The 12,201-nt window shown below is 69.7% G+C and carries 13 protein-coding genes; 7 read left to right on the top strand and 6 right to left on the bottom strand.

Going from position 1 to position 12,201, the window contains the following annotated elements; all coding sequences use genetic code 11:
* Positions 1-98: 98 nt before the first annotated feature.
* Positions 99-518: a MarR family winged helix-turn-helix transcriptional regulator gene (locus tag NGK70_RS17280; RefSeq protein WP_251969730.1), complete on the bottom strand. Its 420-nt coding sequence runs from the start codon at positions 516-518 to the stop codon at positions 99-101.
* Between the two features lie 161 nt (positions 519-679).
* Here NGK70_RS17280 and NGK70_RS17275 point away from each other — a divergent pair, with 161 nt between their 5' ends.
* Positions 680-2,590, top strand: coding sequence for an FAD-dependent monooxygenase (locus tag NGK70_RS17275; protein WP_251969729.1), 1,911 nt, complete (start codon positions 680-682; stop codon positions 2,588-2,590).
* Between the two features lie 96 nt (positions 2,591-2,686).
* Here NGK70_RS17275 and NGK70_RS17270 read toward each other — a convergent pair whose 3' ends face one another.
* Positions 2,687-3,370 carry a hypothetical protein gene (locus NGK70_RS17270; protein ID WP_251969728.1) on the bottom strand — a complete coding sequence of 228 codons (684 nt, stop codon included), beginning with the start codon at positions 3,368-3,370 and terminating at the stop codon, positions 2,687-2,689.
* A 252-nt stretch (positions 3,371-3,622) separates the two neighbouring features.
* On the opposite strand from NGK70_RS17270, the gene NGK70_RS17265 reads away from it, so the two are divergent.
* From NGK70_RS17265 to NGK70_RS17250, 4 genes are read left to right on the top strand one after another with little or no spacing between them, the layout of a single operon-like run.
* Positions 3,623-3,958: a BufA1 family periplasmic bufferin-type metallophore gene (locus tag NGK70_RS17265; RefSeq protein ID WP_251969727.1), complete on the top strand. Its 336-nt coding sequence runs from the start codon at positions 3,623-3,625 to the stop codon at positions 3,956-3,958.
* Between the two features lie 13 nt (positions 3,959-3,971).
* The gene (gene bufB / locus NGK70_RS17260) at positions 3,972-4,865 is read left to right on the top strand and encodes an MNIO family bufferin maturase (protein WP_251969726.1); all 894 of its coding nucleotides are present in this window, start codon (positions 3,972-3,974) and stop codon (positions 4,863-4,865) included.
* Positions 4,862-5,656, top strand: coding sequence for an HvfC/BufC N-terminal domain-containing protein (locus NGK70_RS17255; protein WP_251969725.1), 795 nt, complete (start codon positions 4,862-4,864; stop codon positions 5,654-5,656). Before bufB ends, NGK70_RS17255 begins: the two co-directional genes overlap by 4 nt.
* 27 nt (positions 5,657-5,683) lie before the next feature.
* A complete protein-coding gene (locus NGK70_RS17250; RefSeq protein WP_251969724.1) occupies positions 5,684-6,244 on the top strand; it encodes a DoxX family membrane protein in 561 nt (186 codons plus the stop codon).
* A 28-nt stretch (positions 6,245-6,272) separates the two neighbouring features.
* On the opposite strand, the gene NGK70_RS17245 is transcribed toward NGK70_RS17250, so the two are convergent.
* The gene (locus tag NGK70_RS17245; protein ID WP_251969723.1) at positions 6,273-6,734 is read right to left on the bottom strand and encodes a hypothetical protein; all 462 of its coding nucleotides are present in this window, start codon (positions 6,732-6,734) and stop codon (positions 6,273-6,275) included.
* 281 nt (positions 6,735-7,015) lie between these two features.
* On the opposite strand from NGK70_RS17245, the gene NGK70_RS17240 reads away from it, so the two are divergent.
* Positions 7,016-8,824 carry a hypothetical protein gene (locus NGK70_RS17240; protein WP_251969722.1) on the top strand — a complete coding sequence of 603 codons (1,809 nt, stop codon included), beginning with the start codon at positions 7,016-7,018 and terminating at the stop codon, positions 8,822-8,824.
* Between the two features lie 165 nt (positions 8,825-8,989).
* Entirely contained in the window at positions 8,990-9,544 is a 555-nt protein-coding gene (locus NGK70_RS17235) for a flavodoxin family protein (protein WP_251969721.1), read from the top strand.
* Positions 9,545-9,639: 95 nt separating this feature from the next.
* Here the strand turns inward: NGK70_RS17235 and modC are convergent, their stop codons facing one another.
* The 3 genes from modC to modA are packed head-to-tail and all read right to left on the bottom strand — an operon-like array spanning position 9,640 to position 12,193.
* Positions 9,640-10,725: a molybdenum ABC transporter ATP-binding protein gene (gene modC, locus NGK70_RS17230; protein WP_251969720.1), complete on the bottom strand. Its 1,086-nt coding sequence runs from the start codon at positions 10,723-10,725 to the stop codon at positions 9,640-9,642.
* Between the two features lie 2 nt (positions 10,726-10,727).
* The gene (gene modB / locus NGK70_RS17225; protein WP_251969719.1) at positions 10,728-11,414 is read right to left on the bottom strand and encodes a molybdate ABC transporter permease subunit; all 687 of its coding nucleotides are present in this window, start codon (positions 11,412-11,414) and stop codon (positions 10,728-10,730) included.
* Complete coding sequence (gene modA / locus NGK70_RS17220; protein ID WP_251969718.1) at positions 11,411-12,193, bottom strand: molybdate ABC transporter substrate-binding protein; 783 nt, start codon at positions 12,191-12,193, stop codon at positions 11,411-11,413. The genes modB and modA overlap by 4 nt, the downstream gene beginning before the upstream one ends.
* Between the last annotated feature and the right edge of the window lie 8 nt (positions 12,194-12,201).

The following is a 12,201-nucleotide window of genomic DNA, read 5'->3' as shown; positions in this document are numbered from 1 at the left end:
TGCGATGTCTTCTTCCTCCACTGCCTTCGTTTCCATCGGTGACCTGCGCAAGGGTCGTCAGGCCCGCCCACCGCCCCCAAGGTGCCACCCAGATCCCGCTACTCCCGCACCAGCTGGCGAGCCAGCCTGAGGAAGCAGGCGCGGTCGGCGTTGCTCAGGGGCTGGAGGATGTCGTCCTGCAGGTCCTGCACGATCGGCAGCAGGGCGGTACGGACGCGCTCGCCCTCGGCGGTCAGCGACAGCTCGCGTGCCCGGCGGTCCCGCTCGCTGACGATGCGGAGGATCCAGCCCTTGTGCTCCAGCCGGTCGATCACGCCGCCGATGGTGGCCCGGTCGTAGGCAATCGTCTCGGCGACGCGCGCCTGGTCCGTGGCCGGGTGGGCGTGGATGGTGTCCAGGGCCGCGAACTGGATGGGCGTCAGGTCGAAGCCGGCCGCCTGGGTGCGCTGGACGAAGTTCTGGGTGGACTGCTGATGCAGGCGGCGGATCAGGTGCCCGGCCATGTCGAGTGAGTCCATCCATGTGCTCCGTTTGAAGGGCCAACGCCGATCAGGCCAGCCGGTTCCGGCGGGAAACAATCAGCATACATATCGTATTGACGCTGATTATATGCATCGGTATGATTTGCTGGCGCGCCGGAGTGTGGTCGATGGCGCTGTTCAACCCCAGGAGACAGGTGATGCAGTTCTACAAGAATGGCTTCCGCGGCGGCAACCCGGACGTGAAGGAAGCAGCCCCCAACCGGCGCAACCGCGGCATCAACGAGCCGCTGCCCGAGCAGGTGGATGTGCTGATCGCCGGCACCGGCCCGGCCGGCCTGTGCCTGGCTGCGCAGCTGGCGCAGTTCCCCGAGATCGAGACGATGATCGTGGAGCGCATGCCCACCAACATCATCAAGGGCAAGGCCGACGGCATCAACACGCGCACGATGGAGATGTTCCAGGCCTTCGGTTTTGCCGACAAGGTCAAGCGCGAAACCTACTGGGTCAACCAGACCAACTTCTGGATGCCCGACCCGGCCAACCCCGAGCATATCAAGCGCGTGGGCCGGGTGCAGGACGTGGCGGATGACAGCTCGGAGATGCCGCACATCCTGATCAACCAGGCGCGGCTGCATGAGCTCTTCCTGGAGGTGATGAAGAACTCGCCGTCGCGCCTGGAGCCCGACTACAGCTGGGAGATCGTGAGCCTGACGGTGGATGCGACCACCGACGACCACCCGGTGACCGTGACGCTCAAGGACGCCAGCGGCGTGAACTGGTGGGCCACCCGCACGGTGCGCGCCAACTACGTGGTCGGCTGCGACGGCGCGCACTCCGCGGTGCGCAAGTCCATCGGCGGCGAACTGCATGGTGACGCCGCGCACCAGGCCTGGGGCGTGATGGACATCCTGGCCAACACCGACTTCCCGGACGTGCGGCAGAAGTGCCTGATCTCCTCGGCCAACGAGGGCAACGTGCTGATCCTGCCGCGCGAGGGTGGTTACGTGTTCCGCATGTACGTGGAGCTCGACAAGCTCAAGGACGGCGAGAAGGCCGCCAGCCGCAAGTTCACGCAGGACGACATGATCGCGGCGGCCAACCGCATCATCCGCCCGTACTCGATCGACGTGAAGGAGATCGTCTGGTGGTCGATCTATGACATCGGCCACAGCATCACCGACAAGTTCGACGACGTAGGCCCGGAGGGTGACCGCGACCCGCGCGTCTTCACCGCCGGTGACGCCTGCCACACCCACTCGCCCAAGGCCGGCCAGGGCATGAACGTGTCGATGCAGGACACCTTCAACCTCGGCTGGAAGCTGGTGCACGTGCTGCAGGGCCGCGCCGACGCCAGCCTGCTGCGCAGCTACTCGAAGGAGCGCCTGACCGAGGCCAAGCGCCTGGTCGAGACCGACCACGAGTGGGCGCGCATCATGTCCGCGCCCACCACCCGGGCCGAGCGCGAAGGCCGGGAAGAGCCGCGCATCATCCGCCAGTTCAAGGCGAACCTGGAGTTCACCGGCGGCACGGCGGTCAAGTACGACACCTCCTACCTCTTCGGCGCTGGCACCCACCAGGCGCTCGCCAAGGGCGAGGAGATCGGCCGCCGCTTCCACTCGGCGCCGGTGGTGCGCCTGTCGGACGCCAAGCCGATGCAGCTCGGCCACGTCGCCGAGGCCGACGCCCGCTGGCGCCTCTACGCCTTCGCGGGCAAGGCGGATAGCTCGGCGCCGGGCTCGGCGATCCACCGGCTGGCCGACTGGCTGGAGACGAACCCGGCCTCCCCGGTGGTCAAGTACACCCGCCCCGGTGAAGACATCGATGCGGTGATCGATTTGCGCGCCGTGTTCCAGCAGACCTTCGACCAGCTGGCCTACGAGAACATGCCCTCGCTGCTCAAGCCGAAGACCGGCAAGCTCGGCCTGCAGGACCACGAGAAGGTCTTCTGCGTCGACCACAAGGGCGCCGGCGACATCTTCGACCTGCGCGGCATCAACCGCGACAGCGGCTGCATGGTGGTGGTCCGCCCGGACCAGTACACCGCGCACATCCTGCCGCTGGACGCCTTCGACGAGCTGGCCGCCTTCTTCGCCGGTTTCCTGCGGTGACCTGAGGCGGTCAAATCGGCCGGCCGGCAGTTCAACCTGGCGCCAGCCAGGTTGCCGGCCGACGCGCTGCCACCGGGTCAGCCGGGGCGGGGCCCGTCAGCGCAGGATGCCCCGCAGGCTCATGGACCGCGCGTACACGCTGAACAGGACCAGCAGCCCGGCGATGACGGCACTGGTGACCGCGCCCTGCAGGCCCATCAGTGCGCCGCCGTTGGTGAGGACGTAGCTGTAGAGCAGGCTGACCAGGAAGGCCGCCAGCGACAGGACAAAGACGGGGAACGCCGGCTGGCGGCGCAGCAGCAGCAGGACGGACGCCAGGAAGGCACCGAAGACACCGACCGCCCAGACGACCATCATCCAACCCGGCATCTGCCGGTAGTGGGCGACCTGCTCGGGCGTCATGCCGGCACTGACCAGGTAGTCGGCACCCTGCACCTGGTTCATCACGAAGTCGAATACGCCGATGGCGTTGAACAGCACGGCGACCGTGCCCACCAGCCACAGGTGCCACGGTGTCTTCGCTGATGAATCCGCCATCTCAAGCTCCAGGCAATCCGCCGTCCTGTGCAAACTATCACAGACGGGGCTGGCAAAAGCCAGTGAGGGCTTCCTGGGGCGGGGGCGGAATTTCACCAGCGCCTTGGCGGGCACCACGGCACCGGCCTTGTCGATGTGGTGCAGGGCCTGCGTCAGGCAGCGGCTCCGCAGGCAGGCGAAGGCCGGGTCACCCTGAATCAATCGCAAGGCGCTGATGTGGAAGGGAGTTGTCTTCCCGGTCACGCACTGGGGCGCGATGTGGGAATTGTCGGAACCGCGACAGCCCGTGGCGCCGAACCGTGACGGCGCAGTCGACGCTGCTGCGCCGCATGGGGGCCCGGCGATTTTTCTTGCGGCGCGCTGTAACCACATCCCGCTCCCAAGCGACTTGGCAGGTGGAACCCGCTGCGCTGCAGCGGCGTTCACGCCCCCACCGGCCCGCCACACGGCCGGGCCTCTACCTGTACCTGTTCCTGACCCGATTGGAGAACCGCGATGACCTCTGCCCGCCACACTGCCACCGCTGCCGCCACCGCCACCACGCTCGCCCTGGCCCTGGGCGCTGCCCTGGCCCTCGCCCAGGCGCCAGCCGCCGCCCAGGAGGCCGGCAAGGACGTTGCCAAGGAAAAGTGCTTCGGCGTGGCCCTCAAGGGCCAGAACGACTGCGCCGCCGGTGCCGGCACCACCTGCGCCGGCACGGCCAAGAAGGACCACCAGGGCAACGCCTGGAAGTTCGTGCCTGCCGGCACCTGCGCACAGATGGCCTCGCCCCACTCGCCGACCGGCCACGGCCAGCCGATGGCATTCAAGGAAGGCCGCCCGGCCATGTGAGCGGAATGGCGCCATGCAAGCCACCCCCACCCCGCTGGCCGGCATCGGCCTGAAGACGGTCCACGTCGCGCAGATCCTGCGTGATGGGGCGGCGGTGGACTTCTTCGAGGTCCACGCCGAGAACTACATGGTCGCCGGCGGCCCCTTCCTGCGCCACCTGGAGGCGCTGCGCGCGCGCTGGCCGCTGTCCATCCACGGTGTGGGGCTGTCGATCGGTGCTCCGGGGCCGCTTGATGAGGCCCACCTGGAGCGCCTGCAGGCGCTGCTGGAGCGCTTCGAGCCGCAGTGGTTCTCCGAGCACCTGGCCTGGTCCATCCACGGCGGCCGGTACCTGGGCGACCTGCTGCCGCTGCCCTACCACCGGGCCACGCTGCAGCGCGTGTGCGAGCACATCGACCAGGTGCAGACGCGGCTGGGCCGGCGCCTGCTGCTGGAGAACCCGAGCCGCTATGTCGCGTTCGATGCCTCCACGATGGACGAGGCGGCGTTCCTCACCGAGGTGCAGCGCCGCAGCGGCTGCGGGTTGCTGGTGGACGTCAACAACGCCTACGTCAGTGCGGTCAACCAGGGGTGCGACGCCTGGGAGCTGCTTGGCGCGCTGCCGCCACAGGCCATCGGCGAGGTCCACCTCGCTGGCCACCGCCGCGAGGTGGACAGCCTCGGCGACCCGCTGCTGATCGACACCCACGACTGCGCCGTGGCCGACCCGGTCTGGTCCCTGTACCGGCGCCTGCTCGCCCGGCTCGGCCGGCCCGTGCCCACGCTGATCGAGCGCGACGCCGAAGTCCCTCCACTGCAAGCCCTGGAAGCCGAGGCCGCCCGTGCGCGCCGGGATCTGCGTCACGTGGCCCAGCCGCAGGTGTGGCCACAGCCGCATCCGCATCCGCAAGTGGAGGTGCCGGCATGACACCTGCCATTCAGGATGTCCAGCGCAGCCAGGCCGCCTGGGCCCAGGCCCTGCTCGATCCGCAACTCGGCGCACCCACCGGCCTGCGCAGCTGGAACGGCTCCGATCCGGCCCAGCGCTTTGCCCTGCACCGCAACAACGTCGTGCTCGGGCTCAGCGAGGCGCTGGGGGAGGCCTTTCCGGTGCTGCGTGCCCACGTCGGTGCCACCGCCTTCGAGGTGCTCGCGCGCGAGTTCCTCCGCGACCACCCACCTGCCAGCCCGGTGCTGAGCGACTGGGGCGACGAGCTGGCCGGCTGGATCGAGCGCTACGCGCCCGCTGCCGCCTGGCCCTGGCTGGCCGACCTGGCCCGGCTGGAGCGGGCGCGGGTGCGTCTGTACCACGCCGCCGACGCCAGCGCACTGCCCGAATCGGCCATCGCCGCCCGCCTGGCGCAGCCGCATCGCCTGAGCGCTGCCCGGCTGACCTGGCACCCGGGCGCGGCGGTCTACCAGTCGCGCTGGGCCTGCGTATCGCTCTGGGCGGCGCACCAGGGCGCGGGGGCGTGGGCCGACCTCGACATCCAGCAGGGCGAGGCGGCGCTGCTGCTGCGCCAGGGCGACGAGCTGCAGGTCCTGCCCCTCCCACCCGCGCAGGCGGCCGTGCTGGCCGCCCTGGCCCGCGGGCAGACCCTGGGCGAGGCCGCTCGCCATGCGGAAGAAACCCAGGAGGGCGAAGCCGCCACGCTCGCCGCCTGCCTGACCTTGCTGCTGCGCCAGGGCCTCATCACGGCCTGGCATGACCCGGGCTGACCCAGAGGAACCAGAGGACCCACTGCCATGAACCACACTGCGCCCGTCACCCCCATGGCCACCGCGCCTGGGGCCCTGCCCAGTCCGTCCAGCCCCGGTCTACTCGCCCGCTGGTGGCATCCGCTGTGCGCCCAACTCGGCCGCCTGCCGCACACGCTGGTCGCCGCGCTTGCACGCTTCTCGCTGGCCGCGACCTTCTGGCTCTCCGGCCAGACCAAGATCGAGGGCCTGGCCATCAACCTCGTCGAGGGCCGCTTCCAGCTTGGCTGGCCCCGGCTGTCGGCCTCCGCGGTCGATCTCTTCCGCGACGAGTACCGCCTGCCGATCCTGCCGCCGGAATCGGCCGCGCTGCTGGCCGCCAGCGCCGAGCACGCCCTGCCGCTGCTCCTGCTGCTCGGCCTGGGCACGCGTTTCGCCGCGCTGGGCCTGCTCGGCATGACGATCGTGATCCAGCTGCTGGTCTACCCCGGCGCTTACGCCACCCACGGCATCTGGGCCGCCGCGCTGCTGCTGCTGATCGCCCACGGCCCGGGGGCCTGGTCAGTCGACCATGTGACGGGGTGGGATCGGGTACAGCCGGCCCGGTGACGCGGGCGTGAGCGGACCGGGCGCCCGCTCAGCTGATCTGCCGGGGTTCGCGCGGGGCGTTGAGCTGGTGCAGCAGCGTGAAACCGTCCGAACCCGGGGTGAAGCCCTCGTGTTCCAGCCTGGATTCCGACGCCGCCGTGATCTTCTGCGTCGCCTCCAGGCCCCAGTCCTGCAGCGTCTGCGTCAGCAACTCGCAGCGCATCGCCAGCAGGCCGCGCAGCTCTTCGCGCTCCAGGTGCTCGCGGTCGGGGTGGCGCCCGCCCAGGTTGAGCGAGGTGAACTCCGCCAGCGCATGGTCGGCGGCGGAGAACCCCTGCGCCTCCCGTTCGAGGATGCGGCGCAGATCTTCCCCCGTCTTCAGGAGGATGCCCAGCCGGTGGCACAGCCGCGCGATGCGGCGACTCAGCTCGGAGAAGGCCTCCGCCTTCTCCTGCATCAGCCAGCGCATGCTCTCCAGCTCTTCGGTGCTGAAGCGGGGGCTTCCCTCCACGGGGAGCGTGTCGGCAGGGGTGTCCAGGATGAACCTCGTCGGGTGATGGGTGCAAACCCTAGTATGGCCGCAGATGGTTGCTGCGGGGGGCGATGCAGCTTTCGCGCCAGCCTGGCTCGGGCGTGCCGAGGAGCTCCGTCGCGCCTCTGGTTTGTTTCTCCTCAATCGGCGTTCGTAAAAAAATGTGCACGTGGCGCTGGGTCGATCTAGCCTGAAGCTCTGGACGACGGCTTGGCAGACGGTTCCGCCGGGCCGAGGAGGAGCGCAGCATGAAGCGATTGATGAGACTGATGAGTTGGTGGCTGCTGGCGCTTGCCGCGTTCGCGGTGCTGGGCTGCAGCGGTGGCGGCGGGGAGAGCGATCCGTCGATTTCGGTGGATCGCAGCACGGTCAGCGTCTCGGCCACGCCGGCCGAGGCCGCCCCGGTCGTGACCGTGCTCCTGTCGGCCCAGGACATGCCCGCTGAGGGTCTGTACCTGAGCGTCGATTCCACCTACAACGGGGTCCAGAGCGTGAGTTGGACCAGCCCGTCGGAAGACCGGGCGCTCATCGAGATCCGCTTCTTCGCGCCGGGGCAATTGCCCAACGGCGTGTACCGGGACACGGTGACGATCTCGGTGTGCCGTGACGGCTACTGCGCGCGGCACGTGAACAACAGCCCATTGCGCATCCCGGTGACCTACACGGTCTCGGGCTCGTACAACGCCGACGCGCAGGCCAGCGCGGATCGCACGCAGGTGGTGCTGACGGCGTCGAAGCAGGACGCGGTCCTGCCCGTGGCCAGTGTGGTGGTGAGCAGCAGCGAGGCGCTGCCGGGTGGGGTGTACGTCCAGGCGACGAGTTCGGGGCAGGGCATCGCCTCGGTGACGAGCACCTCGTTGTCGCCGACCCAGACGCGGGTGGATGTTTCCTTCCTCACGCCCCAGTCGCTCGACGTGGGCCGCTACGACGGCAGTGTCACCCTGCGGGTCTGCATCGACTCGTCCTGCAACCGGGCGCTGGTGGGCAGTCCGTTGACCTTGGCCACCCAGTACACGGTCAACAACGAGCCGATACCGGAGCCTGGCCTCACCCCCATCGACGTGGCCAGCCGGGCGGCGCTGCCGCACGACGTGGTGGACGCCGAGTACAGCCGTGCCCTGGACTCGGTGGTGATGGTTGCCTCCTGGCCCAGCCCGGCGCTGTACATCCACGACACCCGGACCGGCACTGAACGCCGGGTGGCCTTGGCGAAGGTGCCGACGGCGGTGTCGGTCAGCCCCGACGGTCGGCAGGCCGCGGTGGGCCACGATGCCCTGGTGAGCATCGTGGACCTGACGGCGGCCAGCCCGGTCGTGCGCACCCTCCAGGTCTCTGCCAACGTGTACGACCTGGTTCTGGATGGCAGCGGGCGGGTGCACGCCTTCCCGCGCTCGTCGCAGTGGGAGCAGTTGCACACGATCGACGTGGCCACCAACACGGAAACGCTGGTGCAGGCCCTGGGAGGCATCTATGGCAACACGAGAGCCCGGCTGAGCCCCTCCGGCACCAGCCTGTACATGGCCAACTCGGGGCTGTCGCCGGATGACATCGCGAAGATCGACCTGACCACCTCGCCACCGAGCTACCTGTACGACTCGCCGTACCACGGTGAGTACGCCATGTGCAGCAACCTCTGGTTCAAGGAGGACGGCAGCACGATCTACACCGCCTGCGGCAACACGCTGCGCAGCAGCAGCGTCAAGGCGAACGACCTGATCTATGCGGGGCGGCTGGCGCTGTCGTCCGACAGCACCTACGGCTACCGCATCGTCTCGCTGAGCCAGAGCAGCTTGGTCAAGGAGGTGGCGTTGATCGAGATGAACTCGGCGCAGTGTCTGTCTGCCTACGAGCCCCTGTCCTGCAAGACGCACCTGAACCTCTATGAAAGCGACTTCCTGAACCGCAGCTCGGTGCGCTCGATCCCGCCGGTGAGCGTGGGCGGTGTGGGTTATGCGCAGGAGGGTCGGTTCGTCTTCCACAGCGCCGACGGGTCAGTGAAGTGGCTCATCAGCCGCTTGGTGGGCATGCCCGATCCGGCCTCCGAGTATCAGCTCGTCCGGCTGCGCTGACCCCTGGCCTGGCGGAGGGGCATTCAAGCCGCCTGCACGGTCCGCGCGAAGGCTTGCAACCGCCGAGGCGGAGGCGCTGCCTAGGATGGCGGCTCGCTCGGGTGCTCCGTCACCCCGCCCGCAGGGGCAGCCTTCTCCCGTCCTCACATTCCAGGAAATTTGACCATGTCCGACATCGCCATCGTCTTCCACAGCGGCTACGGCCACACCCTGAAGGTCGCGCAGGCCGTCGCCGAGACGGCCGGCGCCACGCTGGTGGCCATCGACGCCGAAGGCAACCTGCCCGAGGGCGGCTGGGAGCAGCTCCAGGCCGCCAAGATGATCGTCTTCGGCTCGCCGACCTACATGGGCAGTGTGAGCTGGCAGTTCAAGAAATTTGCCGACGCCAGCTCCAAGGCCTGGTTCACCCAGGCGTGGAAGGACAAGCTCTTCGCCGGCTTCACCAACTCCGCGTCGATGAACGGCGACAAGCACAGCACGCTGCACTACTTCATGACGCTGGCGATGCAGCACAGCGGCCTGTGGGTGGGCACCGGCATGATGCCGAGCAACAGCAAGGCGGCCACGCGCGACGACATCAACTACGTCGCCTCCTCCAGCGGCCTGATGACCGCCACCCCGTCGGACGCCAGCGTGGACGAGATCCCGGCCGGCGACATCGCCACCGCGAAGAAGTTCGGCGAGCGCCTGGCCACCGTGGTGGCGCGCATCCCGGCCTGACGGGCCTGACGGGCCTGACGGGCCTGACGGGCCTGACGGGCCTGACGGGCCTGACGGGCCAGCCGGGCCCCGCAGGGCCCGGTTCCTGCGGTGGCTCAGCCTTCCAGCAGCGCCACCGACTTGATCTGGACCCACACCGGCGTGCCCGGCTCCAGCCCGAGGCTGGCGGCGGAGCGCCGGGTGACGCGTGCGAGCAGGGTGGCGTGGCCGGCGTCTTCGTCGCCCACCACCACGCGCACCAGCGCCACGCCGGGGTGCTCGTCCGCCGCCAGGGCATCGACCACGCCGGGCAGCACGTTCTGGATGCTGCTGCTCCAGGGCGGCTGGCGCGCCAGGCTGACGTCGCGTGCCAGCACGCGCACGCGCACCGCCTTGCCCAGCGGCAGGCCGGGGTCGCGGGTCCAGAGGTGGCCGCCGGGGAAGTCGATGCGCACCAGGTGCCAGGCCTCGTCGCGCTCGGCCAGCGTGCCGGCCAGCACCACGCCGGCGTCCTCGCCCAGGCGCAGCGGGCCGTCCAGGCGGGTCAGCGTCTCGGCCAGCGGGCCCTCGGCCTGCACCCGACCGTCGGCCAGCACGACCAGGTGGTCGGCGAGCCGGGCCACCTCGTCGGGCGAGTGGCTGACGTAGAGGATGGGGATGTCCAGCTCGTCGCGCAGGCGCTCCAGGTAGGGCAGGATTTCCTTCTTGCGCGCATGGTCCAGCGCGGCCAGCGGTTCGTCCATCAGCAGCACGCGCGGGCGCAGGGCGAGGGCGCGGGCGATGCCCACGCGCTGGCGCTCGCCGCCGGAGAGGCGGTCCGGGCGGCGCTCCAGCAGGTGGCCGATGCCCAGCAGGGCGATGGCCTGCTGCAGCGCGGAGTCGTCTGCGCCGGCGCGCTTCAGGCCGTAGCGCAGGTTGCCGGCCACGCTCAGGTGCGGGAAGAGGCTGGCCTCCTGGAAGACGTAGCCCAGCGGGCGGCGGTGGGTGGGCAGCCAGGTGGCGCCGTCCTGCCAGACCTCGCCCTGGAACACCACGCGCGCGCCCGGTGCCCGCTCCAGCCCGGCGATGCAGCGCAGCAGCGTGGTCTTGCCCGAGCCGGAGTGGCCGAACAGCGCCGTCACGCCGCGCCCGGGCAGGCGCAGGTCCACGTCCAGCGTGAAGCCCGGCCAGGGCAGGTGGAGGCGCGCCTCGATGGCCGGCACGCTCACATCGCCCCCTTGGCCGCCGGCCGGCCGCGCCAGCCGTAGACGGCCAGCAGCACCAGGAAGGAGAACACCAGCATCACCGCTGAGAGCCGGTGCGCGTCCGCATAGGCCAGCGCCTCGACGTGGTCGTAGATCTGCACCGAGACCACGCGGGTCACGCCGGGGATGTTGCCGCCGATCATCAGCACCACGCCGAACTCGCCCACGGTGTGCGCAAAGGTGAGGATGCCGCCGGTCAGGAAGCCCGGCCCCGCCAGCGGCAGCGCCACCGAGAAGAAGGCGTCCAGCGGCGAGGCGCGCAGCGTGGCGGCCACCTCCAGCGGGCGCTCGCCGATGGCCTCGAAGGCGTTGTGCAGCGGCTGCACCATGAAGGGCAGCGAGTACACCACCGAGGCCAGCACCAGCCCCCAGAAGCTGAAGGGCAGGCGCCCCAGCCCGAGCGACTCGGTGAGCTGGCCCACGGGGCCCTGCGGACCCAGCGCGATGAGCAGGTAGAAGCCCAGCACGCTGGGCGGCAGCACCAGCGGCAGGGCCACCACCGCGGTGACCACCCCTTTCCAGCGCCAGCGGCTGCGCGCCAGCCACCAGGCCAGCGGCGTGGCAAGGAGAAACAGGATGGCCGTGACCACCGCGGCCAGCCGCAGTGTCAGCGCCAGCGCCTGCCAGTCGTCGGCAGAGAGCATCACTGTGTACGGCGCACTGCAGCCGCAGTGGGTGGCTCGAACCCCCAGCGCGCCAGGACCGCGGACGCTGCTGCTGTGCCCATGAACGCCGCGAAACGCAGGGCCGCGGGCTGGGCTGCGCCCTTTTGCGTGACGACAAAGGCCTGCTCCAGCGGGGCATGCAGCGCAGCGGGCAGCAACTGGTGCTGCCCGCTGCGTGTCAGCTCGGGACTCAGTGCCAGCGACAACGCGATCAGCCCCGCTTGGGCATTGCCGGTCTGCACGATCTGCGCGGTCTGTGCGATGTTCTCGCCGAGCACCAGCTTGCCCTGGACCTGCGACCAGACGCCAGCTGCCTTCAGCGCCTCTTCGGCGCGGCGGCCGTAGGGGGCGTGGCGCGGATTGGCGATGGCGATGCGGGTCACCGCTGCATCCAGCAGTCCCGTCAGGCCGCGGCGCACCACATCGGGCGTGGGGCTCCACAACACCAGGCGGCCAGTGGCGTAGGCCTGCACGGGTGAACCGGCCAGACCTGCCTTGGCCAGCTCCCGGGGGTAGGTGATGTCAGCCGAGAAGAACAGGTCGTAGGGCGCACCCTGCTGGAGCTGGGTGTAGAACTTGCCAGACGAGCCGTAGATGGCGGTGACTTCGTCGGCGGGATGCTGCCGTTGGAACGCGGCAACGATCTCGTCCATCGCGAACTTGAGATCGGCCGCGGCTGCCACGGTGATGCGCTCAGCTCGGGCGGTACCGATGGCCAGGCCCAGAACGAGCAGCAGGAGAAGACGAGCGGGTAGTGGCATGAACAGAT

This window comes from Sphaerotilus microaerophilus (genome assembly GCF_023734135.1).
In the GTDB taxonomy this organism is placed as follows: Bacteria; Pseudomonadota; Gammaproteobacteria; order Burkholderiales; family Burkholderiaceae_C; genus Sphaerotilus; species Sphaerotilus microaerophilus.
This window is presented reverse-complemented; position numbering and strand designations above follow the sequence as displayed.

Coding starts and splice junctions, on each gene's coding strand:
- NGK70_RS17280 (WP_251969730.1), bottom strand. CDS start 518: ATGGACTCACTCGACATGGCCGGGCACCTGATCCGCCGCCTGCATCAG.
- NGK70_RS17275 (WP_251969729.1), top strand. CDS start 680: ATGCAGTTCTACAAGAATGGCTTCCGCGGCGGCAACCCGGACGTGAAG.
- NGK70_RS17265 (WP_251969727.1), top strand. CDS start 3,623: ATGACCTCTGCCCGCCACACTGCCACCGCTGCCGCCACCGCCACCACG.
- bufB (WP_251969726.1), top strand. CDS start 3,972: ATGCAAGCCACCCCCACCCCGCTGGCCGGCATCGGCCTGAAGACGGTC.
- NGK70_RS17255 (WP_251969725.1), top strand. CDS start 4,862: ATGACACCTGCCATTCAGGATGTCCAGCGCAGCCAGGCCGCCTGGGCC.
- NGK70_RS17250 (WP_251969724.1), top strand. CDS start 5,684: ATGAACCACACTGCGCCCGTCACCCCCATGGCCACCGCGCCTGGGGCC.
- NGK70_RS17240 (WP_251969722.1), top strand. CDS start 7,016: ATGAGACTGATGAGTTGGTGGCTGCTGGCGCTTGCCGCGTTCGCGGTG.
- NGK70_RS17235 (WP_251969721.1), top strand. CDS start 8,990: ATGTCCGACATCGCCATCGTCTTCCACAGCGGCTACGGCCACACCCTG.
- modA (WP_251969718.1), bottom strand. CDS start 12,193: ATGCCACTACCCGCTCGTCTTCTCCTGCTGCTCGTTCTGGGCCTGGCC.